Annotated in this window: 24 protein-coding genes and 1 tRNA gene; 15 read left to right on the top strand and 10 right to left on the bottom strand. The window is 34.0% G+C overall.

Features of this window, described 5'->3' with window-relative positions:
- Positions 1–215 precede the first annotated feature (215 nt).
- Entirely contained in the window at positions 216–605 is a 390-nt protein-coding gene (locus PHR76_RS04555) for an SPOR domain-containing protein (protein ID WP_300059016.1), read from the top strand.
- Positions 606–839: 234 nt separating this feature from the next.
- Here the strand turns inward: PHR76_RS04555 and infB are convergent, their stop codons facing one another.
- From infB to rimP, 3 genes are read right to left on the bottom strand one after another with little or no spacing between them, the layout of a single operon-like run.
- Positions 840–3,638, bottom strand: a complete 2,799-nt coding sequence (gene infB / locus PHR76_RS04550; protein WP_300059014.1) for a translation initiation factor IF-2 — start codon at positions 3,636–3,638, stop codon at positions 840–842.
- 35 nt (positions 3,639–3,673) lie between these two features.
- The gene (gene nusA / locus PHR76_RS04545) at positions 3,674–4,918 is read right to left on the bottom strand and encodes a transcription termination factor NusA (RefSeq protein ID WP_300059012.1); all 1,245 of its coding nucleotides are present in this window, start codon (positions 4,916–4,918) and stop codon (positions 3,674–3,676) included.
- Between the two features lie 19 nt (positions 4,919–4,937).
- Positions 4,938–5,402 carry a ribosome assembly cofactor RimP gene (gene rimP, locus PHR76_RS04540; protein WP_300059010.1) on the bottom strand — a complete coding sequence of 155 codons (465 nt, stop codon included), beginning with the start codon at positions 5,400–5,402 and terminating at the stop codon, positions 4,938–4,940.
- Between the two features lie 178 nt (positions 5,403–5,580).
- On the opposite strand from rimP, the gene PHR76_RS04535 reads away from it, so the two are divergent.
- Complete coding sequence (locus PHR76_RS04535) at positions 5,581–6,405, top strand: universal stress protein (RefSeq protein ID WP_300059008.1); 825 nt, start codon at positions 5,581–5,583, stop codon at positions 6,403–6,405.
- Positions 6,406–6,500: 95 nt separating this feature from the next.
- Here the strand turns inward: PHR76_RS04535 and PHR76_RS04530 are convergent.
- A tRNA-Gln gene (locus PHR76_RS04530) sits at positions 6,501–6,571 on the bottom strand.
- Between the two features lie 235 nt (positions 6,572–6,806).
- Here PHR76_RS04530 and PHR76_RS04525 point away from each other — a divergent pair.
- Both PHR76_RS04525 and PHR76_RS04520 read left to right on the top strand, forming a co-directional pair.
- Positions 6,807–10,004 carry a DUF2723 domain-containing protein gene (locus PHR76_RS04525; RefSeq protein ID WP_300059006.1) on the top strand — a complete coding sequence of 1,066 codons (3,198 nt, stop codon included), beginning with the start codon at positions 6,807–6,809 and terminating at the stop codon, positions 10,002–10,004.
- Positions 10,005–10,044: 40 nt separating this feature from the next.
- Positions 10,045–10,689, top strand: a complete 645-nt coding sequence (locus tag PHR76_RS04520; protein WP_300059004.1) for a polysaccharide deacetylase family protein — start codon at positions 10,045–10,047, stop codon at positions 10,687–10,689.
- Here the strand turns inward: PHR76_RS04520 and PHR76_RS04515 are convergent.
- Positions 10,686–10,982 (bottom strand): thioredoxin family protein, encoded by a 297-nt coding sequence (locus PHR76_RS04515; protein WP_300059002.1) that lies wholly within the window; start codon positions 10,980–10,982, stop codon positions 10,686–10,688. The genes PHR76_RS04520 and PHR76_RS04515 overlap by 4 nt on opposite strands.
- Positions 10,983–11,055: 73 nt before the next feature.
- A complete protein-coding gene (locus PHR76_RS04510; protein WP_300059000.1) occupies positions 11,056–12,291 on the bottom strand; it encodes a metallophosphoesterase in 1,236 nt (411 codons plus the stop codon).
- Between the two features lie 401 nt (positions 12,292–12,692).
- Between PHR76_RS04510 and polA the strand changes: the two genes are divergently transcribed.
- On the top strand, positions 12,693–15,554 hold the full coding sequence (polA, locus tag PHR76_RS04505) for a DNA polymerase I (protein ID WP_300058998.1): 2,862 nt from the start codon (positions 12,693–12,695) through the stop codon (positions 15,552–15,554).
- A 76-nt stretch (positions 15,555–15,630) separates the two neighbouring features.
- Positions 15,631–16,011 carry a hypothetical protein gene (locus PHR76_RS04500; protein ID WP_300058997.1) on the top strand — a complete coding sequence of 127 codons (381 nt, stop codon included), beginning with the start codon at positions 15,631–15,633 and terminating at the stop codon, positions 16,009–16,011.
- 4 nt (positions 16,012–16,015) lie between these two features.
- Here the strand turns inward: PHR76_RS04500 and PHR76_RS04495 are convergent, their stop codons facing one another.
- Positions 16,016–17,035 carry a LacI family DNA-binding transcriptional regulator gene (locus PHR76_RS04495; protein ID WP_300058995.1) on the bottom strand — a complete coding sequence of 340 codons (1,020 nt, stop codon included), beginning with the start codon at positions 17,033–17,035 and terminating at the stop codon, positions 16,016–16,018.
- A 302-nt stretch (positions 17,036–17,337) separates the two neighbouring features.
- Here PHR76_RS04495 and rplM point away from each other — a divergent pair, with 302 nt between their 5' ends.
- From rplM to PHR76_RS04460, 7 genes are all read left to right on the top strand, one after another.
- On the top strand, positions 17,338–17,793 hold the full coding sequence (gene rplM / locus PHR76_RS04490) for a 50S ribosomal protein L13 (RefSeq protein ID WP_300058993.1): 456 nt from the start codon (positions 17,338–17,340) through the stop codon (positions 17,791–17,793).
- Entirely contained in the window at positions 17,793–18,179 is a 387-nt protein-coding gene (rpsI, locus tag PHR76_RS04485; RefSeq protein ID WP_188361125.1) for a 30S ribosomal protein S9, read from the top strand. Before rplM ends, rpsI begins: the two co-directional genes overlap by 1 nt.
- Positions 18,180–18,325: 146 nt before the next feature.
- Positions 18,326–19,099 carry a 30S ribosomal protein S2 gene (rpsB, locus tag PHR76_RS04480; RefSeq protein WP_300058990.1) on the top strand — a complete coding sequence of 258 codons (774 nt, stop codon included), beginning with the start codon at positions 18,326–18,328 and terminating at the stop codon, positions 19,097–19,099.
- A gap of 136 nt (positions 19,100–19,235) precedes the next feature.
- Positions 19,236–20,060 (top strand): translation elongation factor Ts, encoded by an 825-nt coding sequence (tsf, locus tag PHR76_RS04475; protein WP_300058988.1) that lies wholly within the window; start codon positions 19,236–19,238, stop codon positions 20,058–20,060.
- A gap of 88 nt (positions 20,061–20,148) precedes the next feature.
- Positions 20,149–20,376 carry a VF530 family protein gene (locus PHR76_RS04470; RefSeq protein ID WP_300058986.1) on the top strand — a complete coding sequence of 76 codons (228 nt, stop codon included), beginning with the start codon at positions 20,149–20,151 and terminating at the stop codon, positions 20,374–20,376.
- Positions 20,366–20,926, top strand: coding sequence for a DNA-3-methyladenine glycosylase I (locus tag PHR76_RS04465; RefSeq protein WP_300058984.1), 561 nt, complete (start codon positions 20,366–20,368; stop codon positions 20,924–20,926). Before PHR76_RS04470 ends, PHR76_RS04465 begins: the two co-directional genes overlap by 11 nt.
- A 160-nt stretch (positions 20,927–21,086) precedes the next feature.
- Positions 21,087–21,242, top strand: coding sequence for a hypothetical protein (locus PHR76_RS04460; protein ID WP_300058982.1), 156 nt, complete (start codon positions 21,087–21,089; stop codon positions 21,240–21,242).
- 3 nt (positions 21,243–21,245) lie between these two features.
- Here the strand turns inward: PHR76_RS04460 and aat are convergent, their stop codons facing one another.
- The 3 genes from aat to PHR76_RS04445 form a co-directional block, all read right to left on the bottom strand.
- Positions 21,246–21,893 carry a leucyl/phenylalanyl-tRNA--protein transferase gene (aat, locus tag PHR76_RS04455; RefSeq protein ID WP_300058980.1) on the bottom strand — a complete coding sequence of 216 codons (648 nt, stop codon included), beginning with the start codon at positions 21,891–21,893 and terminating at the stop codon, positions 21,246–21,248.
- Positions 21,894–22,001: 108 nt separating this feature from the next.
- On the bottom strand, positions 22,002–22,379 hold the full coding sequence (locus PHR76_RS04450) for a DUF3127 domain-containing protein (RefSeq protein ID WP_300058978.1): 378 nt from the start codon (positions 22,377–22,379) through the stop codon (positions 22,002–22,004).
- A 34-nt stretch (positions 22,380–22,413) separates the two neighbouring features.
- The gene (locus PHR76_RS04445; RefSeq protein ID WP_300058976.1) at positions 22,414–23,292 is read right to left on the bottom strand and encodes a flavin reductase family protein; all 879 of its coding nucleotides are present in this window, start codon (positions 23,290–23,292) and stop codon (positions 22,414–22,416) included.
- A gap of 101 nt (positions 23,293–23,393) precedes the next feature.
- Here PHR76_RS04445 and PHR76_RS04440 point away from each other — a divergent pair, with 101 nt between their 5' ends.
- Both PHR76_RS04440 and PHR76_RS04435 read left to right on the top strand, forming a co-directional pair.
- Positions 23,394–24,542, top strand: coding sequence for a HAMP domain-containing sensor histidine kinase (locus PHR76_RS04440; protein WP_300058974.1), 1,149 nt, complete (start codon positions 23,394–23,396; stop codon positions 24,540–24,542).
- A 258-nt stretch (positions 24,543–24,800) separates the two neighbouring features.
- Positions 24,801–26,231 carry a peptidoglycan DD-metalloendopeptidase family protein gene (locus PHR76_RS04435; protein ID WP_300058972.1) on the top strand — a complete coding sequence of 477 codons (1,431 nt, stop codon included), beginning with the start codon at positions 24,801–24,803 and terminating at the stop codon, positions 26,229–26,231.
- Positions 26,232–26,256 lie beyond the last annotated feature (25 nt).

Below are 26,256 nucleotides of genomic sequence, written 5' to 3'. Positions count from 1 at the left end.
AGAATATAAATTGTCCTTTGATTTGGTATGATTTTTTCTATAGTTTAAAACAATAAACTATTAGGCTTATTTTAAACTTCGGACAAAAATACGATTTATGAACTATTCTAAAAACCTTAAAATACTCTTAAATAGTAATTTATATTAATTCTAAATAATATTATGCTTTTTGTTTTACTTTATATCACATACATTTGCATTAAAATCAATTCATTATGCTGTTTCTAAAAAGAAAAAAACCGTTTAAGTCCTTATTAATAATAGTTCTATTTGTTTCAAATTTAACGCTTTTGGCTCAAAACAGTAGTATTGAGCAAGATCCAAAATTTGAACAGCTGTTAAATGAAAAAAGAAAGGTAAACGCTTCTGTCATCACGAATGACCGATGGAAAATTCAAATTTTTACGGGTGATAATGAAAATTCTAAAAAAACATTGATTGCTTTTAAAAAAGAATATAAAGATATAGATGCTTCTATTTTTTTTCACACGCCCGTTTATAAAGTTTGGGTTGGAAATTTTAAAACCCGTGTTGAAGCTGAACGAAATTTAAAAGAAATTAAATTAAAATACCCCAATTCTTTTTTAATCAAACCTGTTAAATAGTCAACTTTTTTTATATTTTATTTACTCAAAAAAGATTGCTTTATTCTCGTAATTTTTTTGAGTAAACTTTTAAAGAAGATAGAAAGATTTTGGAATGCCGTTTTCTTTTTCGGTCTTTTAAATTTTAGAAATCGAAATAAATACAATCTTCAAAAAAAAAATGAGCTCGATATAGTATCGAGCTCATTTTTATATAACCATCCTTATTTAGAACATTCAGTCTAAAAGAGAATTTTATTTTAGTTTCTTCTTCACCTCTACTTGGCTGAAAGATTCTATTAAATCGTTCACTTCAATGTCGTTGTAACCTTTAATTTGGATACCACAATCATATCCTTTAGAAACTTCTTTTACATCGTCTTTAAAACGCTTTAAAGCAGTCAAATCACCTGTGTAAATGACCACACCTTCACGAATTAATCTAATTTTAGAACTTCTAATAATTTTTCCTTCAATTACCATACATCCAGCAATTGTTCCTACTTTTGAAATTTTAAAGGTTTCTCGAATCTCGGCTGTTCCAGAAATTTCTTCTTTCAATTCTGGCGACAACATTCCTTCCATAGCATCTTTTAAATCATCGATGGCATCATAAATAATGGAGTATGTTTTGATGTCAATTTCTTCTTTATCGGCAAGTTGTTTTGCATTTCCAGCAGGACGAACATTAAATCCGATAATAATGGCGTCAGAAGCAGAAGCCAACAAAACGTCAGATTCAGTAATCGCACCTACACCTTTATGAATAATCTTAATTTGGATTTCTTCTGTTGATAAATTAGAGAACGAATCCGAAAGTGCTTCTACGGAACCATCAACGTCACCTTTTAGGATAATGTTTAATTCTTTAAATTGACCCAAAGCAATTCGACGTCCAATTTCTGCAAGCGTGATGTGCTTTTGCGTTCTAACTGATTGCTCACGCATTAATTGCGAACGTTTTGAAGCGATTTGTTTTGCCTCTCTTTCGTCATCAAAAACACTAAATTTGTCACCTGCTGTTGGAGCTCCATCTAATCCTAAAATAGAGATTGGCGTAGAAGGTCCAGCAGACAATACACTATTTCCGCGTTCGTCATGCATGGCTTTAATTTTACCGTGATTTTTTCCTGCCAATACATAATCACCTATTTTAAGTGTTCCTGCTTGTACTAAAACGGTAGAAATATAACCTTTTCCTTTATCTAAGAACGCTTCAACAACAGTTCCTACGGCAGCTTTATCTGGATTAGCTTTTAAATCTAATAATTCTGCTTCTAGTAATACTTTTTCTAATAATTCTTTCATTCCAATTCCTGTTTTAGCAGAAATGTCATGTGATTGAATTTTTCCACCCCAATCTTCAACTAAAAGGTTCATGCCCGCTAATCTTTCTTTTATTTTTTCTGGATTAGCATTTGGTTTATCCACTTTGTTGATAGCAAAAATCATTGGAACACCGGCTGCTTGAGCATGGCTAATGGCTTCTTTAGTTTGTGGCATAATGTCGTCATCGGCCGCAATCACAATAATTGCGATGTCAGTTACCTGAGCACCACGGGCTCTCATCGCGGTAAATGCTTCGTGACCAGGCGTATCTAGAAAGGCGATTTTTTGACCGTTTTCTAGCGTAACACCATAAGCACCAATATGTTGTGTAATTCCTCCTGATTCGCCAGCAATTACATTTGCTTTACGAACATAATCTAATAAAGAGGTTTTACCGTGATCGACGTGACCCATTACGGTTACAATCGGAGCACGATGTGTTAAATCTTCTGCTTTATCTTCAATAATCTGAATAGATTCTTCAATATCAGTAGTAATAAATTCGACTTCAAAACCAAATTCATCTGCTACAATTGATAAGGTTTCTGCATCTAAACGTTGGTTCATCGTAACCATGATTCCTAAGGACATACACGTTCCGATCACTTTTGTAATTGGCACATCCATCATCGTTGCAACCTCACCAACTGTAACAAATTCTGTTACTTTGATGATTTTACTTCCTTCTTCAATTGCTTTTAATTCATCATCAGAACGTTGACGATGCGAATCTCTTTTATCTCTACGGTACTTAGCCGCTTTACTTTTACTTCCTTTTCCTTGTAATTTTTCGAGGGTTTCACGGATTTGTTTTTGAACTTCTTCCTCCGTTGGCTCTACTTTTGCAACAATAGCTGGTCGAGTACCTTTATTAAAACCTGGTCTAATTACTTGTCCGGATCTAGCACCACCGCTTTGTGGAGCACCCGGTGCACCTGGAGCACCTGGTTTAGTCGGAATTCGTTTTCGCTTATTTTTATTAGCATCTGCATTGTTACCTTGCGTAGCCGATCGAGGTTGAATTTTTGGTTCTTCCTTTTTCTTTTTTGGCTTTTCAAACTGCGATAAGTCAATTTTTTGACCCGTTACAGTTGTACCAGATAACTTTTGATATTGAGTTTTAATTTTCTCGTCGGCAATTGGAGCAGGAGTTTCAACAACAGGTTTTGGCTCTACTTTTTTGGGAACATCTGCTTTTGGAGCCACAATTTTTGGTTCACTTGCCTTGGTTTCTACAACTGGTTTAGTTTCTTTAACCTCTGGCTTAGCTATTATTACAGGCTCCACTTTTTCTACTTCAGCAACAGGCTCTGGCTTTGTTTCAATTAGTTTTTCCGGTTGAGGAACCACTGTTTTTTTAGGGTTTAAATCAATTTTACCAATTTGTTTTGGCCCTGAAATTACTGCTTTAGCTTTAATTACTTCTTGTTGTCTTTGAAGATCTTCTTCTTGCTTTTTGATTGCTTCAAGTTCTTTCTCTCTCTCAATTCGCAAAGCTTCTTTTTCTTTTCTTTTTTCTTCACCTACCTCTTTTGAAGCGTCTTTTTTGCCTTTATCACCAGCAAATTCGTTACAAAGAGTTGAATATACATCCTCAGAAATTTTGGTGTTTGGACTTGCCTCAATAGAAATACCACCGTCTTTTAAAAATTCGACAGCTCTTTCTAAAGAAATATTTAATTCCCTTAAAACTTTATTAATTCTTATATTCTTTTCTTCAGACATATACCTTTTTTAGTGTGTTCTTGTTTGTTTGTAAATTAGCCTTCAAACTCAGACTTTAATATTTTCATTACCTCTTGTACGGTTTCTTCTTCTAAATCTGTTCTTCTAACTAAATCTTCTACCGAATGTTTAAGGATACTTCTAGCGGTGTCTAATCCAATTTTAGCAAATTCATCAATGACCCAGCCATCGATTTCATCTGAAAATTCTGTTAATTCAACATCATCATCTTCTTCGGCAACGTTTCCTTCTCTAATTACATCTAATTCATAGCCCGTTAATAAGCCTGCTAATTTAATGTTATGACCACCTCTTCCGATTGCTTTAGATACTTCTTCTAATTTCAAATAAACCTCGGCTCTTTTACGTTCTTCATCAATTTTAATGCTTGACACTTTGGCCGGACTTAATGCTCTTGTAATTAATAATTGAATATTACTCGTGTAATTAATTACATCAATATTTTCATTACCCAATTCACGAACAATTCCGTGAATCCGAGATCCTTTCATTCCAACACATGCTCCCACAGGATCAATTCGGTCATCATAGGAATCTACAGCAACTTTTGCTTTTTCTCCTGGAATTCGAACCACTTTTTTAATCATGATTAATCCGTCAAAAATCTCAGGAATTTCTTGTTCAAATAATTTTTCTAAAAACTTCTCCGAAGTTCTAGACATCACAATTTGAGGTTTATTTCCTTTTAATTCTACATTTTCAATAATTCCTCTTACATTATCGCCTTTACGGAAAAAATCAGATGGAATTTGGTTTTCTTTTGGCAAAACAATTTCATTTCCGTCATCATCTACCAAAATTACAACTCTTGGACGAACATGGTGTACTTCGGCCGTATAAATTTCACCAATTAAATCTTTAAATTGTTTGTAAAGATTGGTGCTATCATGTTCGTGGATTTTAGAAATTAAATTTTGACGTAAGGCTAAAATTGCTCTTCTTCCTAAGTCAATTAATTTCACTTCTTCAGAAACGTCTTCACCTACTTCAAAATCCGGTTCAATTTTTCTAGCTTCAGTTAAAGAAATCTCAGAATTTTCATCTTCTACTTCTCCGTCCGCTACTACGATTCTATTTCTCCATATCTCCATATCTCCTTTATCAGGATTGATAATGATGTCAAAATTATCATCTGAACCATACTTCTTTTTCAAGGCATTTCTAAATACATCTTCTAAAATGGCCATAAGGGTCACACGATCGATTAATTTATCGTCTTTAAATTCTGAAAATGATTCTATTAATGCTATATTTTCCATGTAATCTATCTTATATAATTTAAAATGTAATTGTTACCATTGCTTCTTTAATCTCTGAATAAGGAATGTCGATTTTTTTTTCAACCGTTTCTTTTCCTTTTCCAACTTTTTTGGGCTCTCTCGCAGACCACGTTAAAGTAATAAACTCGTCATTTGCGTTTTCCAATTTTGCTTCAAATTTTTCGGCGTTTGTTTTCACTTTGAGCACTCTGCCTATATTTTTTTTGTACTGTCTAACTAATTTTAAGGGTGTTGAAACACCTGCTGAAGCAACTTCTAATGAATAATCATGCTCTTCGCGATCAAGATTGTTATCAATTACTTTACTTATATCAATACAATCTTGCAAGGAAACCCCTTGATCACCATCTAAAGTTACCATTATTTTTTGACTTTCCGAAATCGTTAAATCAATCAGGAAAATAGCAGGTTTGTCTGCTATACCTTGGCTTACCAATGCTTCTACTTTTTCTCTGAATATCATATTTTTATAAAAAGAGGGGAGCACAGCTCCCCTCATTATTCACATTTTAATCAAATAACGGTGCAAATATAGTGATTTTTTTTATATTTGAAAATACATTGAAAAATGATGAAAATATTTGTATCTTTATATTCTTAAAAAACTAACAAATAATAAACTTATTTATACTACTTTTTTTATGAAAAAAATTTTAATTCCTACCGATTTTTCTGAACATGCAGAACATGCTCTAAAAGTGGCTGCTCAAATTGCCAGAAAACATGATGGCGAAATTATTTTACTTCACATGTTAGAATTGCCCAATCAAACGGGTGATGCTGTTTCAAGCGGACATGCTTTGCCAGAAATTATGTTTTTCAAAAATGCTGCTTTAGCAAAGCTAGAAAGCATTATGGACTCTGATTTTTTAGACGGACTAAACGTGTCTAGAATTGTTCAATTTGAATTAGCTTTTGAAGGCATCCTTAAATTAATTGAGATAAATGACATTGACTTAATTGTAATGGGCTCACATGGTGCAAGCGGATTCAAGGATATGTTTATTGGTTCAAATGCCGAAAAAGTAGTGCGATATTCTGAAGTACCCGTCTTAATCATCAAGAAAGAGATTGAGAATTTTGAGGTAGAAAAATTTGTTTTCGCTTCTGATTTTTCAGACGAAATAAAAGCTCCTTTTGCTAAAGTTGTTAATTTTGCCAATGAATTCAATGCAAAATTACACTTGGTGATGATTAATACTCCAAATAGCTTTAAATCAACTCTAGTGGCTCAAGAAATCATGGATAACTTTACCGCTCAGTTTGATATTAAACGATTCTCTACTCATATTTTTAATGACGCTAACGTTGAAAAAGGAATTTTAAATTTCTCAAATAGTATCAATGCTGATTTGATTGGAATGTGTACACACGGTAGAAAAGGACTAGCTCACTTCTTTAACGGAAGCATCAGTGAAGACTTAGTAAATCACGCAGTTCGTCCAGTGGTGACTTTCAAAATATAAGCACGCTCTCTATATTATATCAATCCCGGTTCTAGAAATCGGGATTTTTTTTGGTCTAAAAACAAAAAAGCCACTCCTAAGAGTGGCTTTGCTTGTTGGTCTACTAGGACTCGAACCTAGAAAGACTGCACCAAAAACAGTTGTGTTACCATTACACCATAGACCAATATGCTTGAATGCGGGTGCAAATTTATACCTTTTTTTATTTAATACAAATATTTCTTCGTTTTTTATGGAATATTTTTTAGTAACACCTCATAAATGCTCAATCTCAATCAGTTGATTTTTTTAAGCCTTTTAAAAAGAACTGAGCATTATGAGAATATTTTGTTAACCCAATGTTCTTTCCATAAAAAAATAGTTTCTTTGTAACTTATACTATGCACAAACAAATTTCGTAAATGAGGACATTTGATTTCAAAAAATGGAATACTATTACAGGATGGATCGTTTTTACCATTGCTTTAATTACTTTTACCTTAACCGTTGAACCTACTCTAAGCTTCTGGGATTGTGGAGAATACATTGCTACTTCTGCAAAGTTGCAAGTTGGCCACCCTCCTGGAGCTCCATTATTTCAAATGATGGGTGCATTTTTTGCACTATTTGCACCAGATGCTTCTAAAGTGGCTCTAATGGTCAATATGATGTCCGTTTTTTCTAGTGCTTTTACTATTTTGTTTTTATTTTGGTCTTCTACCATTTTATTAAAAAAAGTGCTTTTTGCTGTAAAAGAGATTTCCGTTATTGAAGAAATAGCCATCTTAGCAACTTCCTTCATTGGTGCATTGGCTTTTACTTTTACCGACAGCTTCTGGTATAATGCCGTTGAAGCAGAGGTATACGCCATGGCCAGTTTATTTATTGCTTTGCTTTTTTGGCTTGGATTACGATGGGAACAAGAAATGCACACGCCTCGCGGAAATAAATGGCTCTTGCTAATCTGTCTAGTGGTTGGGCTTTCTTTTGGTGTTCACTTTATGGCGTTATTAACCATTCCTTCTATTGGATTATTATACTTCTTTAAAAATTATAAAACCATTACAATAAAGAGCTTCATTCTTGCCAATGTAGTCGTAGTCGCTATCCTTTTATTTATTTTCAAATTATTATTGCCTTTAACGATGGCATTGTTTGGAAAAACAGAAGTATTCATGGTCAACAGTCTAGGAATGCCTTTTGATTCAGGGACGATTTTTACCGCTCTTGTATTAATTGCATTTTTCTATTTTGGTTTAAAATATACCAAGAAAAAAGCATTGCCTCAATTTAACACGATTTTGCTAGGCATTCTTTTTGTTTTTATCGGTTTTTCAACGTGGATGATGTTACCAATACGTGCAAATGCCAATGTTGTTATTAATGAAAATAGGCCCTCTGATGCTCGTGAAGTGTTGGCTTATTATAACCGGGAACAATATCCGCAAAACCCTTTGTTTTATGGCCCACAATTCTCAGACATGTTTGCTGGTTTAGATCCAGACGAACCGTATTTAGACAAAGCACCTAACTATGAACGAGATTATAAATTAGGTAAATATGTAATTACAAATAATTATATCAACGCGACTCAAAATAGTCACAATGACCATAAAGCGATTTTGCCTCGAATGTGGAGTGGTGATAATGCCCAAAATTATATGGAGTTTACTTCTATTCTTGATTTCAAAATTAATCCAGATTATGCTCATGAAGAAGAATTGGTCGACGTAGTTTCTCAATTTAGAAAAGCTTACAATTCAGGCCGATTAGATAACGAAGATTATATTTCTTTTTTAAAATCTTACGGAAATTATTTAATTGTTGACAAACCCACCACAGCGGACAACATCAGTTTCATGGTTCAATTTCAGTTTGGCTACATGTATGTGCGTTATCTACTTTGGAATTTTGTGGGTCGTCAAAGCGATATCCAAGGAAAATATGACAATGAAGGAAATTGGTTGAGCGGTATAACTTTTATCGATGAACTGTTTTTAGGGTCGCAACAAAATCTTCCGCAAGATGTGCAGAATAATAAAGGTAGAAATACGTATTTCTTTTTACCTTTTATATTAGGAATTATTGGTATTCTCTTTCATGCTAAACGCGATGTTAAAAGTTTTTATGTGCTTTTGGTTTTGTTTTTATTTACAGGAATTGCCTTAAAAATCTACTTAAATGAACGTCCTTTTGAACCTCGCGAACGCGATTATGCTTTAGTGGGTTCATTTTATGTTTTTGCCATTTGGATTGGAATTGGCGTGTTTGCCATTTTTGATTTTCTGAGAAAATGGATTCAACCAAAAATTGCTTTACCTATAGTATTTGTGGTTACGCTATTAGCCGCACCCGTTTTATTGGCGTCTCAAAATTGGGATGATCACGATCGTTCTAATAAATACACCGCTTTGTCTAACGCAAAAGGCTACTTAGAATCGTGTGAGCCCAATGCTATTTTATTTACTATTGGTGATAATGATACGTTTCCGTTATGGTATGCTCAAGAAATTGAAGGCATCCGTCGTGACGTTCGCGTGGTTAACACTCAATTATTTATGACCGATTGGCACATCGACCAAATGAAGGCAAAAGCGTATGATTCAGAACCGCTCCCTATTTCTTTTGACCGGAGCCATTATGTGGGAGACAAATTGGATTATTGTGTTTATAATGAGATTACACAAAACCGATGGGACATTAAAAGCTTTTTAGATTTCATAAAAAGTGATGATCCAAATACGATGCTGGAAATGCAAAGTGGTCAAAGCGTTCATTTTTTTCCAACAAATAAAATTCGAATTCCAATTGATAAAAATGTAATTATCAAAAATAAGGTTGTAGCAGAAAAATATTATGATTCAATCGTTCCTTTTATTGATGTAGACATTAAAGACCGGGCCATTTATAAAGCTCGAATCATGATGTTTGATGTGATTACAAATAATAATTGGGAAAGACCAATTTATTTTACAGGTGGAAGCTTTACTGATGAAGATTATTTATGGATGAAAGATTACCTTCAATTGGATGGTATGGTTTATAAATTAGTTCCTGTTAAAACTAAAGTAAACGAAGACACTCCTTTTGATATGGGTCAAATTGATACGGATAAAATGTATGATATCGTGATGAAATGGGATTGGGGCAATGGCGATCGCACCGATATTTATCATGATGTAGAAACCCGACGAAATAGCATAACGTATCGCACTAACTTATCGCGATTGATGCAACAATTAATTTTAGAAGGAAAAATAGCTAAGGCAAAAGAAGTAATTCAATTAGCCATAGATAAAATGCCTATTGATTACTATGGTTACTACACCATGGTCGAACCTTTTGCCGCTGGATATTATGATGTAGGAGAAAAAGAAAAAGCGAGGGCTTTATTACAAAAATTAATGTTGAAATATCAAGACAATTTAAATTATCACAGCGGAACAAAAGCCTCTGAACAAAATGATCGAATTGTTGATATTGTAACGAATATAGAACGTTATCGCTCCTTGTTGCTAGTAATGAAGGAAAAAGAAGATGTTGATTTCTATGAAAAAAACAAAAAAACGTTCAATAATTACAACCAACGCTTCGAACGATTTAATCGAAAAAACGAATAAAAACAAGAACCATTTCGATGGCTCTTTTTACAAATAGACCATGAGTGCTCTTTGGATAAAAACGAATTGGCTTATAAAAACTATTTTTTCAAACTATGTTTGGCGAATTCCAACACGCGAAAAAATAGTTTACCTTACTTTTGATGATGGCCCAACACCCGAAATTACAGATTGGGTTTTAAATCAACTTCAGCAACATCAAGCAAAGGCTACTTTTTTTTGCATAGGAAACAATATTGAAAAATATCCCTCTATTTTTAATCGTATCCTAGCAAATGGTCACGCTATCGGAAACCACACGTTTAATCATGTAAAAGGTTGGAAGACCTCAACCATAACCTACCTAAATGAAGTTGATGCGTGTGATAAAATCATTCGAAAAACAGCCATCAACTCGCTTGAATCATTGCTGTTTAGACCGCCGTATGGAAAAATAAAACCCTCTCAAGCAACGCTTTTGAGAAAAAAAGGTTTTCGAATAATGATGTGGGATGTTTTGAGTAAAGATTATGACACGAGCGTTTCAAAAGAAAAATGCCTACAAAACGTACTAGACAACCTTGAACCAGGAAGCCTCATCGTGTTTCATGATAGTGTTAAAGCATTTCCAAATTTAGAGTATTGTTTACCAAAAACGCTAGCTTTTCTAGCTGAAAAAGGATACAAAATGAATGTAATCGATTAAACTTGTTCTTCCACTAAGTTGATAATCGTGACCGCATCCAATTCGCCAGATTGCCTCCAAACCATTTGCCCTTCTTTATAAATCATTAGGGTTGGTAGTGTTTTGATTCGCAACGCTTCTGCTAATTCTTGGTTTTTATCCACATCAATTTTAATTACTTTCGCTTTATCTCCTAAAGCGGCAGCAACATTTTTAATAACGGGATGCATCGCAACTGAGGATTCATTCCACTCCGTATAAAAATCAATTAATACAGGGACGTGTGCATTAATAAGTTCTCCAAATTTTGACATAAATTGACAAATATTATATTGAAATTTAACCTATCTTAAATAAATATTATACAAATGTAGCATTTTTAACGAATTACGCTACTTTTTCTCCTTTTTTTAGTTCAATAACTGTAATTTCTGGCCAAATACCTACTCGTCCAGGATAGGCGTGGAAGCCAAAACCTCGGTTTACATAAACATAGCGGCCCAAGTTTTCATATAATCCAGCCCATTGCTTGTAGACATATTGCACTGGGCTCCATTTTATAATTCCAGGGATTTCTATTCCAAATTGTAACCCATGTGTATGACCAGAAAGTGTTAAATGATAGTTTTTCTCATCATTTTTCACTTCATATTCCCAATGACTCGGGTCGTGCGTCATTAAAATTTTGAAATCCTGCGGACTTAATCCTTGTCCTGCTTTATTTAAATCGCCTGCTTTTTTAAAATTGTGCCCCCAATTTTCAACACCAACAAGAGCGATTGTTTCTTCATTATTTTTAATTTTTACATTTTCATTTAACAATAATTGAAAATCAATTTGACTGTGTAACGCTTTTATCGCTTCAAAATTAGCTGCTTTCTCTTTTTGCGAAGGCCAATCGATGTATTCGCCATAGTCATGATTTCCAAGCACTGAATATTTACCGAATTTTGGTTTCTCAATCCCTTTAAAGGTTTCAATCCAAGGATGCATCTCGGTAGCATGTGTATTGACAATGTCGCCTGTAAAAAGAATAATGTCTGATTTTTGCTCATTAATTAAATCAACTGCATATTTTATTTTTTCGGCATCATCAAAACTTCCCGAATGAATATCTGAAATATGAGTAATGGTGGTTCCATCAAAACTAGCAGGTAAATCAGAAAAAAACAAGGTTTGCTTGATTACTTTAAAATTGTATTTTCCTTTTGTCATTCCATACAAAAGCGACAAAAAAGGAACTGCAGCAATACCAATTGCTACTTGACTCACAAATTTTCTTCGTTCAGGCAAAAATCCAACTTTCTCATTTACTCCAAAAAAATGAGTGATTGACCCCGAAATTATTCGATAAAAATCTTCTCCAAAGAGTACTAAGGTTAAAATGATTTTTGGCATTAAAGTAATTAACAACAAACCCATGGTAAATAAAGTTTCATGTGTTTGCCCTACTCTTCTATCAAATTTTGTAAAGGAATATATAATATAGACAACAACTATTGCACTTAAAATAATATAGGAATAGTGAACCCATTTATGACGAGAAATCGTTCTTATGGCTTGAAAAGCATAAAATTCTATGAAAGCAATAAAGGCTAATAAAAGTAGTAAACGAATAAACATCAATTTTTTATACAAAATAACAACATCTAAAAAAGATAATTTGCTATTTATTAAAAATTTAACGGTTGTTTTCTAGAGGAAGATTCCAATCAACCGTAAATAAAGAATACTCAAAATCAAAACATTACATTAATTCAACTGTAATGCATAAATTAAATTAATAGCATTTAATGTAATGGTGAGTAATATGGCAAAGAATAACCATTTTATTTTAATGTCTATGTTTTTCATTTTAAGTGCTTTTGGGAAAACAAATAAAAGAAATTAAAAGCGTAGTAGTAAACCGAAATTTGCAAACCAAGCCTTTCAGTTTGTAAAATGGTTTTTTTGTTTTTAAAAAAATAAATATAAGCTGTTTAGTTTATTTGTAAATTTGAAAAATAAACCAATTTTTACATTTCATGCAAAAACGCCTTTTCCTTCTCGATGCTTATGCTTTAATTTTTAGAGGTTATTATGCCTTTATCAAAAACCCAAGAATTAATTCTAAAGGAATGGACACTTCTGCCATAATGGGCTTTATGAATGCCCTTATGGATGTTATTAAAAGGGAAAAACCCGATCATTTAGCAGTTGCTTTTGACAAAGGCGGAAGTGATTTTAGAAATGAACTATTTCCAACGTATAAAGCGAATCGCGACGAAACGCCAGAAGCTATTAAAATTGCTGTTCCTTATATTCAAGAATTACTAAAAGCGATGCATATTCCAATTATGGAAAAAGCAGGTTTTGAAGCCGATGATTTAATTGGAACCTTAGCTAAACAAGCAGAAAAAGAAGGGTTTAAAGTTTTTATGGTTACGCCAGACAAAGATTTTGCCCAATTAGTTTCTGAAAACATTTTTATGTATAAACCTGCTCGAATGGGAAATGGCATAGAAATTTGGGGTATTCCAGAAGTACTCGAAAAATTTGAAATTGAGCGACCTGAACAAGTGATTGACTTTTTAGGAATGAAAGGCGATGCAGTAGATAATATTCCAGGTTTTCCTGGTGTTGGCGATGTAACGGCCAAGAAATTATTGAAAGAATTTGGTTCTATGGAAAATCTTTTAGCGAATACAGACCAACTCAAAGGAGCCATAAAACAAAAGATAGAGGACAATGCTGAACAAGGTTTATTATCCAAAAAACTAGCCACAATTCTACTAGACTGTCCAGTTACGTTTAACGCAACAGATTTTGAATTATCAAAACCCGATGTAGAAAAAACAGATGCTATTTTTCATGAATTGGAATTCCGACAAATGAAAGCCCAATTTGACAAATGGTTCGGCTCAGGCAATGAATATGACGAAATAAACACTAATGGCAATGGCAATGAAACCAATCATGTTAAGAATCAAGTTCAAAAGCAACCAACTACAAAAAAAACCAATGAAGAGCAATTTGATTTATTTGGTTTTGTAGATGTGGAAACTTCTGAAATGAGTTCGAGTTCTGCCTATGCCACATTAGAAAACACAGAACATTTTTACCAACTTATTCAAGGTGATTTGCCTGTAAAATTACTTTTACAAAATTTAATGAATCAACCTTCTGTTTGTTTTGACACCGAAACAACTGGTTTAAATGCTTTACATGCGGAATTAGTTGGAATTGCCTTTGCATATGAAAAAGGAAAGGGTTTTTATGTTCCTTTTCCCGAAAATCAAGACGAAGCACAACTTTTAATTGAAAAATTTCGATCATTCTTTGAAAACGAATCGATTGAAAAAGTGGGTCAAAACATCAAATATGATATAAAAATTTTAAAAAATTATAACATTACAATCCGCGGAAAACTATTCGATACGATGATTGCTCATTATTTGATTAATCCCGATATGCGACATAATATGGATGTTTTATCAGAAACATATTTAAGTTATTCGCCAAAATCTATCGACAGTTTAATTGGTAAAAAAGGAAAAAATCAATTATCCATGCGAGATGTTCCGTTGGAAACTTGTAAAGAATATGCTGCAGAAGATGCTGATGTTACTTTTCAGTTAAAAGAAACTTTTAGTCCAATTTTAGATAAAACAGGCACCAAAAAACTATTTGATGAAATTGAAATTCCCTTAGTGCAAGTTTTGGCCGATATGGAAGCGGAAGGCATCAATTTAGATGTCGCTTTTCTAAATTCGCTATCAAAAGATTTAGATACTGATAGTAAAAAATTAGAACAAAATATTTATGAAACGGCAGGCGAAAAATTCAATTTAGCATCTCCCAAACAACTTGGTGATATTTTATTTGACAAACTTAAAATTGGCGGAACCAAACAAAAGAAAACCAAAACAGGACAGTATGCAACGGGTGAAGAAGTGCTTTCTTATTTAGCTAATGAACATCCAATTGTAAGAGAAATACTTGATTGGAGACAATTGGTCAAGTTGCAAAATACGTATGTTGAAGCGTTACCAAACCAAGTTGACTCTAAAACTAAACGAGTGCATACCGATTATATGCAAACGGTAGCAGCTACGGGAAGGCTAAGTTCCAACAATCCAAACTTACAAAATATTCCCATTCGGACTGAAAGAGGACGACAAATTAGAAAAGCTTTTGTTGCTAGAGATGAAAATTACACCTTAGTCGCTGCCGATTATTCACAAATAGAATTACGTATCATTGCTGCTTTGAGTGGCGAAGAAAATATGATAAAAGCCTTTCAAAATGGCGAAGACATTCACCGTTCTACTGCTTCCAATGTTTTTAATGTACCACTAGAAGAGGTAAGCAAAGAGCAACGGAGTAATGCTAAAACCGTAAACTTCGGAATAATTTATGGGGTTTCTGCTTTTGGATTGAGTAATCAAACCGACTTAACTCGAAAAGAAAGTGCTGAGTTGATTGAAGCTTATTATAAAACCTATCCGCGATTAAAAACCTATATTCAAGAGCAAATTGATTTTGCAAGAGAAAATGGATATGTGCAAACTGTTTTAGGCAGAAGAAGGTATTTAAAAGATATTAATTCGGCCAATGCTGTTGTTCGTGGTGCGGCAGAACGAAATGCGGTCAATGCTCCTATTCAAGGAAGTGCCGCCGACATTATAAAAATTGCCATGATCAATATTCACAAGCGACTAACCTCAGAAAATTGGAAGTCTAAAATGCTTCTCCAAGTACATGATGAATTGGTTTTTGATGTTCATAATACTGAATTAGAAAAGATTCAGCCGATGATTAAGTTTGAAATGGAAAATGCTTTTAAATTGGATGTTCCTTTGGTCGTCGATTTAGGGATGGGCAAAAATTGGCTAGAAGCACATTAAATTATTTTTAAGTTGGAATTATAGAATTGAAAAGCAACCAAAATTGTTTTTTTGCATCTTTATTAAAATAGCAATTATGAAACATCTTATAAAACTTTTCGTCCTAGTCTTATTGCTTCAAAGTTTTCAATGTGAAGAGGATAATCCTTCTACAATTACTCCTGAAGATTTAAATCTGAAAAAATCTGAAATTGAAGCTTATATCGCAACTTTTCCTTGTGAGGAAGAAATAGGATGTAATTTTATTGCTTTTGGCTCTAAACCCTGCGGTGGACCATGGGGATATTTAGTTTTTTCGAATGCAGTTGATTTGGAATTTCTTACTGCCGAAGTTTTAGAATACAACGAAATGCAACATCAGTTTAATTTAGAAACTGGAGCTGTTTCAGATTGTGCAGTGGCAGTTCCGCCAACAGCAGTGGGTTGTGTGGATGGCATCTGTGGCATTATCGAATAAGCTTTCACTTTCTAGTAGATTCTCGTTGACGCAACTCTGTTTTAATTACGGTTGTTTTATACGTTGGTATTTCTTGTTTGTTTTCTAATTTATCTATTAAAAGCCTCGCTGCTTCGTGCCCAATTTCAGGTCCATGTTGGCTAATCGTTGACAAACTCGGAGTTAATCGGCGAGACCAAACCCCGTCGGCAAATCCAATAATACATAATTCCTCTGGAATTTTAATTCCGAGTTGAATTGCTAATTTCATCGCCATGGTTGAAGCATGTTCATCAACAGCCAAAATGCCGTCAATTTCTCCAGTAGATAACAGTTTTTTTAAACGAGAATCGAAATCTTTTTCACTATCGGTTTTAATTACATAATTAGATCGAATAGTAATTTCATGATCTTGTAAGGCCCGTTCATAGCCTAAGGCTCGGTGCTTACCAACACTCAAATTATCAATACACGATAGCAATGCAATTTTAGAACAACCCGATTGAATTAAGTGGTTTACGGCTTCTACAGAAGATTCAAAATCATCTACCACAACTTTGTCACATAGCACATCTTCCATAATACGATCAAACATTACAATTGGCAAACCTTCTCTTAGAATTTCTTTAAAATGCGAGAATTCATGTAGCTTTTGCGTTTCTTCTGCGACTGATAGAATAAAGCCGTCCACCGTTCCGTTACTCAACAAGTCCATCGCTTGTTTTTCTTTTAGAAACGATTCGTTAGAGATATAAGTAATCACATTATATCCTTTCTTATTTGCCGCTTGTTCAATTCCGCTAAAAACCTTAGCAAAAAAAGGATTCAGAATATTCGGAATAATGACTCCAATAGTATTTGTTCGTTGATTTTTTAAATTTTTAGCCATCGTATTTGGCTTATAATTTTGAAGCTTTGCATATTCTTGAACCCTTAATTTAGTGGGATCACTAATTTCATGGCTATCGCTCAACGCTTTAGAAACAGTTGATACTGAAATCCCTAAATCTTTAGCAATTTGTTTTAAAGTCGCTTTTGGTTTCATTCCTATCCAATTTTGAACGTAAAAATACTAAAATAATGAATAGAAATAGAAAGACTTTTAGGATAACTCATCAAAAAATGTAGGATGAATAGAAATAAATAGTCGTTAATTAAGCAAAAAACAAAAAAAATCAGTGCGAAAAAAAAGATTTAACCGACCTACACCATGAGATTTAGCTCAAAAATAGGGTTAAAAAAAAGATTGAAAAAATATTCTTAAACTCCTATTTGCTTTTATAATAATTAATTGTACTTTTGCAACCCCTTTATTGGGGATGGAATGTTTAATTAAAAATTATTATTGTGAACACATTAAGCTACAAGACAGTTTCAGCCAACAAAGCTACCGCAGATAAGCAGTGGGTTGTTGTAGATGCTGAGGGTCATAACTTAGGTCGTTTTGCTTCAAAAGTAGCGATGCTTTTAAGAGGTAAATACAAACCAAATTATACCCCGCACGTTGATTGTGGAGATAACGTAATCGTTATCAACGCAGAAAAAATCAACCTGACTGGTAACAAGTTGGATGACAAAACGTACATCCGTCACACAGGTTACCCAGGTGGACAAAGAAGCTTGACTGCTAAAGTAATGCAACAAAAAAACCCTGCATTATTAGTGGAAAAGGCTGTAAAAGGAATGTTACCTAAAAACAAATTAGGTGCCGAATTATTCCGAAATTTAAATGTAAATGTTGGTTCTGAGCACAAAAATGCGGCTCAACAACCAAAAACCGTTAACTTAAACGATCTAAAGTAATGGGAGTTATTCACAAAATCGGTAGAAGAAAATGTGCTGTGGCACGTGTTTATGTTTCTGAAGGAACAGGAAAAATTACCGTAAACAAAAGAGAATTTGAAAACTACTTTCCAACGGCTACTTTACAGTACAAAGTGATGCAACCTATGTCTATGACAGAAAATGCGACTAACTTTGACGTAAAAGTAAATGTTCATGGTGGTGGTTCAACAGGCCAAGCAGAAGCTGTGAGAATGGCAATTGCAAGAGCAATGTGTGAGGTAGAAGCTGAAAACAGAGCTATCTTAAAACCAGAAGGATTACTAACAAGAGATCCAAGAATGGTTGAACGTAAGAAATTTGGACAGAAAAAAGCTCGTAAGAGATTCCAATTCTCTAAACGTTAATCGAATTACAAAATTATTATTAAAAAAGTTATTGTTGTTATTATTTCGATTCGATCGAAAAATTAGTTTAGCATCTAAATGATAAAGACCAGAGTAATCGCTACTATATCATTGCTAATCAACAGAACGTAAACTAGTACAAAAAAATGGCAAACAAAGTTGAAGTTAAAGACTTACTCGAGGCTGGCGTTCATTTTGGACACATGACTCGTAAATGGGACCCGAACATGGCTCCTTACATTTATATGGAACGTAATGGTATTCATATCATTAACCTATATAAAACGGCTGCTAAAATTGAAGAGGCTAACGAAGCCTTGAAAAAAATTGCAGCTTCTGGTAGAAAAGTACTTTTTGTAGCTACCAAAAAACAAGCAAAAGATATCGTAGCCGAAAAAGCTGCTGCCGCGAACATGCCGTACATCACGGAAAGATGGCCTGGTGGAATGCTTACCAATTTCGTTACTATCCGTAAAGCTGTTAAAAAAATGGCTTCTATTGATAGAATGAAAAAAGATGGCACTTTTAATACACTTTCTAAAAAAGAAAGACTTCAAGTAGATCGTCTTCGTGCTAAACTAGAAAAGAACTTAGGTTCTATCGCTGATATGTCTAGATTACCTGCTGCCTTATTTATAGTAGATATCAAAGCTGAACACATCGCAGTAAAAGAAGCTCAAAAATTAAACATTCCAGTTTTCGCAATGGTTGATACCAACTCTGACCCACGTCAAGTTGACTATGTAATCCCTGCCAATGATGATGCTTCTAAATCAATTGACAAAATTTTATCTTTAGTAACGGGTGCTATTATTGAAGGACTTTCTGAAAGAGGTTCTGAAAAAGATGGTGACACGGCCGTTGAAGATACAGTAGAAGAAGTAGTAGCAGTAGAAGCTAAAACAACTTCAGAAGAATAAATCCTTTTAAATTCCAATAGGAAAATTCCAAGTTCCAAAGAATCGTTTTTTATAAAATGATTTACTAAAATTGGAATTTGAAATTTGAATATTGGAATTTTTTTTTAATTAATAAAAACTTAAAAATAAATACAAAATGGCAACAATTACTGCTGCAGACGTAAATAAATTAAGACAAGTAACCGGTGCAGGAATGATGGACTGCAAAAAAGCTTTAGTAGAAGCGGATGGTGACTTTGATTTAGCTATCGAAAACCTTAGAAAAAAAGGTCAAAAAGTAGCTGCAAATAGAGCCGATAGAGATTCAACAGAAGGTGCTGTTATTGCCGTAGTAAATGACGCAAAAACAGCTGGTGTTGTAATTTCGTTAAACTGTGAAACAGATTTCGTTGGTAAAAACGAATCGTTTGTAAAATTAGCTCAAGATTTAGCTGCTTTAGCACTAAATTATACTAACAAAGAAGATTTTATGAATGCTTCATTCGATGGAATGACCGTTGCAGAGAAATTAATCGAACAAACGGGTGTTATTGGAGAAAAAATTGAAATTGCTTCTTTTGAAAGATTAGAAGGCACTTTCGTTGGTTCATACATTCACGCTGGCAACAAAATTGCTACGTTAACTTCACTTTCTGCTAACGTTCCTGGTGCTGAAGAAGCTGCTAGAAACGTTTCGATGCAAGCGGCGGCAATGTCTCCAATTGCGTTGAATGAGGCTGGCGTAGATCAAGCTATCATCGAAAAAGAAATTGAAATTGCTAAAGATTTACTTCGTCAAGAAGGCAAACCAGAAGCTATGATTGATAATATTGCAAAAGGTAAATTAGGTCGTTTCTTTAAAGATAACACCTTAGTAAACCAAGATTATATTAAAGACAGCTCAATGAGCGTAACTGCTTATGTAAAATCTGTTGATGCTAACCTTACCGTTACAGGATTTAAAAGAGTAGCTTTAGGATAGTTTATCCTGAACTCGTTTCAAAAACGATACATTTTAAAAACCTCAATCTTTCCGATTGGGGTTTTTCATTTTTTAATACCTTTAGAGCATGGAAAACAACAATCCGCTTCATGGAAAAACCTTGCTGGCAATTTTAACCGAATTAGAAAAAAAATTTGGTTTTGAAATTTTGGGAAAAAAAATTAAAATCAAATGTTTTATAGAAAATCCATCCATTAAATCAAGTTTGACCTTTTTGCGAAAAACAGATTGGGCTAGAAAAAAGGTGGAAGACTTATACATACAAACCTTTTCAACAAAAAAAGATGGAAAATAAAAACCGCTGTGCTTGGTCTGAAAAAGATGATTTATATCGCCATTATCATGATAATGAATGGGGAAATCCTGTATTTGACGACCAAAAATTATTTGAGTTTTTAATTTTAGAAACTTTTCAGGCCGGCGTAAGTTGGCACTTAATTTTGAAAAAAAGAGAAAATTTCAGAAAGGCATTTTTAAATTTTGATTACCAACAAATTGCTCTGTTTGGCGACTTTGAAATTCAGGAATTAATGAACGATGCCGGAATCATCCGAAACAGCTTGAAAATTAAATCGGCTGTTGCTAATGCAAAAGCTTTTATTAAAATCCAAGAAGAATTTGGCTCTTTTTCGACCTATATCTGGAGTTTTGTAGATGGAAAACCGATTGAAAATCAGTTCACTGAATTAGTTCAAGTTCCTGCTTATACCCCATTAGCAGAAAAAATAAGCAAAGAATTAAAAAAACGAGGCTTCAAATTTATTGGACCAACCACCATGTATGCTCACATGCAGGCCACCGGTATGGTTAACGATCATTTGACAAGCTGTTGGAGACGACAGTAATTTTCAGCTGTCGACAAAAAGGTGTAAAGTTAGGCTATTGAAGAATTCTTAACTATTGAAACTAAAAAGTGTGTGCGAATGAACCTAAAATGAATTAGCCTTTCAATGGAAATCGACTTGGTTTCTTGATAGAGTTTCTGATGTTGAATTTCAAGACGGAATGATTAAAATTAATTTTAAAGACGACTTAGTATATACTTCAGGCAATGCCATCGGAATTAAATATAACGAAAAAGTATTCACCAAGTTAAAAATAAAAGCAAACAAAGCCTATATTCCATCCGTTAAAGAATATAGCTGGAAAATCGGAAAGTAACTCTTAGGAAGACAAACTGTTTTTTAAAATCTTCATGTACGAATTCCTTGAGATTTCAAATGCTCCTAATTTTTCCAAATGATTGTTGTGCAATTGACAATCTAATAAATGGTAATTTTCTTCTTTTAATTTTTGAATCAACGAAACAAAAGCAACTTTACTGGCATTTGAAACCGTTGAAAACATGCTTTCGCCACAAAAAACCTTCCCTAAATCGATTCCGTATAAGCCGCCAACAATTTCGCCATTTTGCCAAACTTCTACTGATTTTGCATGGCCTTTTTCATGCAACTGCAAATAGGCTTCAACCATTGCTTCTGTAATCCAAGTGCCATTTTGGTCTTTTCTCGGTGACAGCTGACACGATTTAATTATAGTAGAAAATTCTTGGTTAAACGTTACTTTAAAAAGGTTTCTATTCAGAATATTTCGCAAACTTTTTGAAATTTTATACAGCTGTGGATCGACTACCATTCGCTCTGGCGGACTCCACCATAAAATAGGCTCTTCTTCTTCAAACCAAGGAAAAATCCCGCTTCGATAAGCTAAAAGTAAACGCTCTGAACTCAAATCGCCACCAACAGCAAGAACACCGTCGATAGAAGCTTCACTAACAGGAGGGAAATAAAGTTCTTTGGAGAGAAAATACATGATTTAGAAAAAGGAAAATAGAATTAAGTAATTATCAAAAAAACCAATCTAACATTTATACATAAATTTTAGATTGGTTTGCTGATTTATATTTTTTATACACTTTGATTAGAAAGGCAAATCATCATGCTCTTCTTCATTAAAGTTTGTGGCAGGCTCAAAAGCTTGAGCGGCTGGCATTGGTGGCATTGGAGCTGCTGCAGGAGCTTCTGATTGTATTTTCTCAATTCTCCAACCTTTAATAGAATTAAAATATTTAGTTTCCCCTTGTGGATTTACCCATTCTCTTCCTCCTAAATTTATTGAAACTTTTACGTTTTCCCCAACGGAAACCGAATTCAATAAATCAGTTTTATCTTGTACAAATTCAACCATGATACTTTGTGGATACTGCTCTTCTGTAGTAACTACTAGTTCTCTTTTTTTAAATGTTGGGCTTACTTGTTGTACTTCTCCAACAACTTTTACTTTTCCTGTAACTTCCATACTCTTGATTTTTAAAATTATTAATTGGCTTATATTATACTCGTTTGGCTAATAGTACTTTCCAAGCCGACAAAGCGTCTTGTTTTAATAAATATTCTTTGGCTTTATGATGCACTTTCATTTCATCTGCCGAACTCAACACCCCTTTCACCTGAATATTTTCTTTTACAAATATATCAATTTCTTCTAATGTTGGCAAACTTTCTACATTGCCTAACATCCCTAAATCGTTCCCGTCGAAAACGGGACTTTCTTTGACAAAAAGCGGAATTTCATCTACGCCAATTCCTAAGGTTGCCAATGGTTTTGGAATTTCAAAAAGACCTTGATTAGCTCGCGAATACCAACTTCCTCCCATCCTTGACACTAAATCAATTTGATGCTGGTCGATGTTTCCATTTTTATCTAAAATACGTTCGTCTATATGTAATTTGACTACTTCACAAATGATTAAATTCCCTGCTCCACCTTCTGAACCCAAACTAATAATATCGTTTACTTTACATTCAAATTGAACCGGACTTTCGGCCACTCGAAAAGGACCAACCTCATCAGAAGGCAACATGGTTAACCCCGATTTCAAAAACTCATTCACTCCATCTGCATACTCTGTACTAGATAATGACGCTTGCTGAACAATAGCATAATTTACCACATTAATAACCACTTCTCGCGTAGTTTTACAATTGATTAAGGTGTGTTTTATCGTATTGTCTCGCACGCGTCGAGCAGGAGAAAAAATTAAAATCGGTGGATTAGAACTAAACACATTAAAAAAACTAAACGGTGATAAATTAGGATTTCCGGCCTCATCTATCGTACTAGCAAAAGCAATGGGTCGTGGACCAACAGCACTTTGCAAATAACCTTGTAATTGAACAGGCGAAATTTCTTGTGGCGAAATGCTAATCATCTGATTTATATTTTTACAAATGTATAAAAAGGAAAAGGAATTGCGAGTTGATTTTTTAATTTCCGAGTAGATTTTAGTACATTTATCGTAAATACATTTTTATGCAGTTTTCCGACAGTCGAAATGCGACACGCTGGGTTTTAATTTTAGCTTCTTTTGTGATTGTTTCCTTAATACTTTGGAATACGTATACTTTTTTTCAACGTTTCAAACAAGATGAACGATTAAAAATGGAACTGTGGGCAGAAGCCCAAACCAACGTATTTACTTCTGATGTGGATGCCGATATTAGTTTACCTTTAAAAATCATCAGTAATACAACTACGATTCCAATAATTGTGACGGATGAAAACGATAAAATCATTAACACCACGAATTTAGAAGAAAATGAGGAAACAGATTCTGTAAAACTCCGCAGTGTTTTATCAAAATTAAAAAAGGAAAATGACCCCATTGTGATGGAATATGTAGCGGGTAAATTTCAATATTTATATTATGGTGATTCTTCTTTATTAAACAAATTAAAGTATTATCCGCTGGCATTATTACTCATTATTTTTCTCTTTGGGATGTTGGTTTTCAATTTTTATCAAACCTCTAAAATTGCAACGCAAAATAAATTGTGGGCTGGAATGGCCAAAGAAACGGCTCATCAAATTGGCACACCGTTATCTTCCTTAATTGGCTGGTTAGAAATCTTAAAATCTGAAAACGTCAGTCAAAGTACCATTTCTGAAATTGAAAAAGATATTTCGCGTTTGCAAACGATAACGGACCGCTTTTCAAAAGTGGGCTCCGAACCGATTTTAGAAAAATTAGATCTTGTTTCTGAGACGGAGCAATCTTATGATTATCTAAAATCACGTTTTTCTAAACAGGTAGAATTTACATTTTTAGGGCCTTCACATCCTGTATTTGTTAATTTTAACGCAGCATTGCATAGTTGGACAATCGAAAATTTGGTTAAAAATGCAATCGATGCCATGAAGGGTCGCGGAAAATTATCCTTGAATATTATTGATGATGAATCAGAAGTAAAAATTTATATCTCTGATTCCGGGAAAGGAATTCCGAAAAGTCAATTTAAGAAGATTTTTGAACCTGGATTTACAACCAAAAAACGCGGTTGGGGATTAGGCCTTTCTTTAACCAAACGAATTGTGGAAGAATACCACAAAGGCAAAATTAAAGTACATCATTCCGAAATTAATAAAGGCAGTACGATGGTGGTTAGCTTTAAGAAGGCATAGTTTATTATCATCCAAAGGAATCCGAAAAGGAAGAGCTAATGGAAGAGCTTTTCAGAAGAATACTTCGCCAAGTTGGTTACTGAATTTATTTTATTCAATTATTTTCGTTTAAAAATTAATTCAATAAAATGCTGTCTTTTAGCTGTTTATGTGTTTATACTCAATAGCTTTAACACTCTTTATTGTTTATTTTTATTTTTTTTGCTCACATTTTGACAATAAATCGATGTAATAGTATAACCTTTAAAATATTAATTTATGAAATCACACTTTACTTTCCTTTTATTGATTGTTTCTACATTCGTTTTTTCAGTAGAAACTTTAGCACAAGATTTGACTCCAGCCGGTGGAGGCGAATATAAGTTTAATGAAAGCCATTCACCTTGTTTGACAGACGCCCAAAGAGTAGCGGTTAAAGTTGAAATAAAAAATGGTATCCAACAGTTAAATGCTCAAGACAAATTAGCGTTTAATCCATTGCTCCAAATAGCGGGCGGACACCCATCATTTATTTGGCCAATCCAAAAGGCTGCTGGCGTTACTTATAACGACGTGTGGTCGATTTCGGGCTATATGGATCATAACGAAGCCTATCCGAACCAATTAACAGACTATAACTGCGGCACCAAAACCTATGACACAGCGGCTGGCTACAATCATCTTGGCGTTGATATTTTTACTTGGCCTTTTACTTGGAAAATGATGGACAATAATGAAGTTGAAATTATTGCTGCTGCACCCGGACAAATTATAGCTAAACAAGGAGCACAATTAGATAGAAGTTGTGCTTTCAATAACAATCTATGGAATGCAGTATACATTCAGCATGCTGATGGAAGCGTTGCCTTATACGGCCATATGAAACAAAACTCATTGACCACTAAGAATGTCGGCGACAGTGTTGTTGCAGGAGAGTTTTTAGGTATTGTTGGAAGCTCAGGGAACTCAACAGGCCCTCATTTACATTTTGAAGTTTATTCTGAAGTTGAATGGAACGGAACGGGACAAGACATTTTGATAGATCCTTATGCAGGTGCTTGCAACGATTTAAATGCAGCTAGTTGGTGGGAAAATCAAAAGCCGTATTCCAATCCAAACATCAACGCTGTACTGACACATTCTGCAGCACCTATTTTTCCTGACTGTCCAACCACTGAGACCCCAAATGAAAGCAATGATTTTGATGCCGCCAATACTGTTTATTTTGGAATTTACATGAGAGACCAAGTAGCTGGCACTACCATCAATCTTAAAATCATACGTCCTGATAATTCTATTTTATATAATTTTAATTTTAATTTTACTGATAATTATTATGCGTCCTACTGGTATTGGTATTATTCTGGCGTTTACAACATGAATGGTGAGTGGAAGTGGCAAGCAACCTACCAAGGTCAAACGATAACGCATCCGTTTAACATTACTGGTGCGTTGAGTATTGCAGAAGAAGGTTTTAGCAATACTTCCGTTTATCCAAACCCTTGTACTAATGTGGTTACTATTTCTTCAGCTAGTTTTGTTGAAAAAGCTACGGTTACAGATTTGTTAGGCAAAACAATATCCGTAACTAAAAACGCTACTGAAAGTATCAAAGAAATTAATCTTGAAACACTTTCAAATGGAATGTATTTATTGACAATTGAAGGAACTTCTAATCAAAAGAAAACAATTAAACTGATAAAAGAATAACCTATTTCGTATACGAATTTAAGCA

Origin of the sequence: Flavobacterium sp. (assembly GCF_028689845.1) — a bacterium.
Classification (GTDB): domain Bacteria; phylum Bacteroidota; class Bacteroidia; order Flavobacteriales; family Flavobacteriaceae; genus Flavobacterium.
Note: the sequence above shows the minus strand (reverse complement) of the source record. Positions and strands in the feature narration are given on the sequence as shown.

Coding starts and splice junctions, on each gene's coding strand:
- PHR76_RS04450 (WP_300058978.1), bottom strand. CDS start 22,379: ATGGAAGTTACAGGAAAAGTAAAAGTTGTTGGAGAAGTACAACAAGTA.
- nusA (WP_300059012.1), bottom strand. CDS start 4,918: ATGGAAAATATAGCATTAATAGAATCATTTTCAGAATTTAAAGACGAT.
- tsf (WP_300058988.1), top strand. CDS start 19,236: ATGGCAACAATTACTGCTGCAGACGTAAATAAATTAAGACAAGTAACC.
- PHR76_RS04525 (WP_300059006.1), top strand. CDS start 6,807: ATGAGGACATTTGATTTCAAAAAATGGAATACTATTACAGGATGGATC.
- PHR76_RS04435 (WP_300058972.1), top strand. CDS start 24,801: ATGAAATCACACTTTACTTTCCTTTTATTGATTGTTTCTACATTCGTT.
- rpsI (WP_188361125.1), top strand. CDS start 17,793: ATGGGAGTTATTCACAAAATCGGTAGAAGAAAATGTGCTGTGGCACGT.
- PHR76_RS04535 (WP_300059008.1), top strand. CDS start 5,581: ATGAAAAAAATTTTAATTCCTACCGATTTTTCTGAACATGCAGAACAT.
- rpsB (WP_300058990.1), top strand. CDS start 18,326: ATGGCAAACAAAGTTGAAGTTAAAGACTTACTCGAGGCTGGCGTTCAT.
- PHR76_RS04555 (WP_300059016.1), top strand. CDS start 216: ATGCTGTTTCTAAAAAGAAAAAAACCGTTTAAGTCCTTATTAATAATA.
- PHR76_RS04465 (WP_300058984.1), top strand. CDS start 20,366: ATGGAAAATAAAAACCGCTGTGCTTGGTCTGAAAAAGATGATTTATAT.
- PHR76_RS04500 (WP_300058997.1), top strand. CDS start 15,631: ATGAAACATCTTATAAAACTTTTCGTCCTAGTCTTATTGCTTCAAAGT.
- PHR76_RS04515 (WP_300059002.1), bottom strand. CDS start 10,982: ATGTCAAAATTTGGAGAACTTATTAATGCACACGTCCCTGTATTAATT.
- infB (WP_300059014.1), bottom strand. CDS start 3,638: ATGTCTGAAGAAAAGAATATAAGAATTAATAAAGTTTTAAGGGAATTA.
- aat (WP_300058980.1), bottom strand. CDS start 21,893: ATGTATTTTCTCTCCAAAGAACTTTATTTCCCTCCTGTTAGTGAAGCT.
- PHR76_RS04520 (WP_300059004.1), top strand. CDS start 10,045: ATGAGTGCTCTTTGGATAAAAACGAATTGGCTTATAAAAACTATTTTT.
- polA (WP_300058998.1), top strand. CDS start 12,693: ATGCAAAAACGCCTTTTCCTTCTCGATGCTTATGCTTTAATTTTTAGA.
- PHR76_RS04445 (WP_300058976.1), bottom strand. CDS start 23,292: ATGATTAGCATTTCGCCACAAGAAATTTCGCCTGTTCAATTACAAGGT.
- PHR76_RS04460 (WP_300058982.1), top strand. CDS start 21,087: ATGATTAAAATTAATTTTAAAGACGACTTAGTATATACTTCAGGCAAT.
- PHR76_RS04470 (WP_300058986.1), top strand. CDS start 20,149: ATGGAAAACAACAATCCGCTTCATGGAAAAACCTTGCTGGCAATTTTA.
- rimP (WP_300059010.1), bottom strand. CDS start 5,402: ATGATATTCAGAGAAAAAGTAGAAGCATTGGTAAGCCAAGGTATAGCA.
- PHR76_RS04510 (WP_300059000.1), bottom strand. CDS start 12,291: ATGTTTATTCGTTTACTACTTTTATTAGCCTTTATTGCTTTCATAGAA.
- PHR76_RS04495 (WP_300058995.1), bottom strand. CDS start 17,035: ATGAAACCAAAAGCGACTTTAAAACAAATTGCTAAAGATTTAGGGATT.
- PHR76_RS04440 (WP_300058974.1), top strand. CDS start 23,394: ATGCAGTTTTCCGACAGTCGAAATGCGACACGCTGGGTTTTAATTTTA.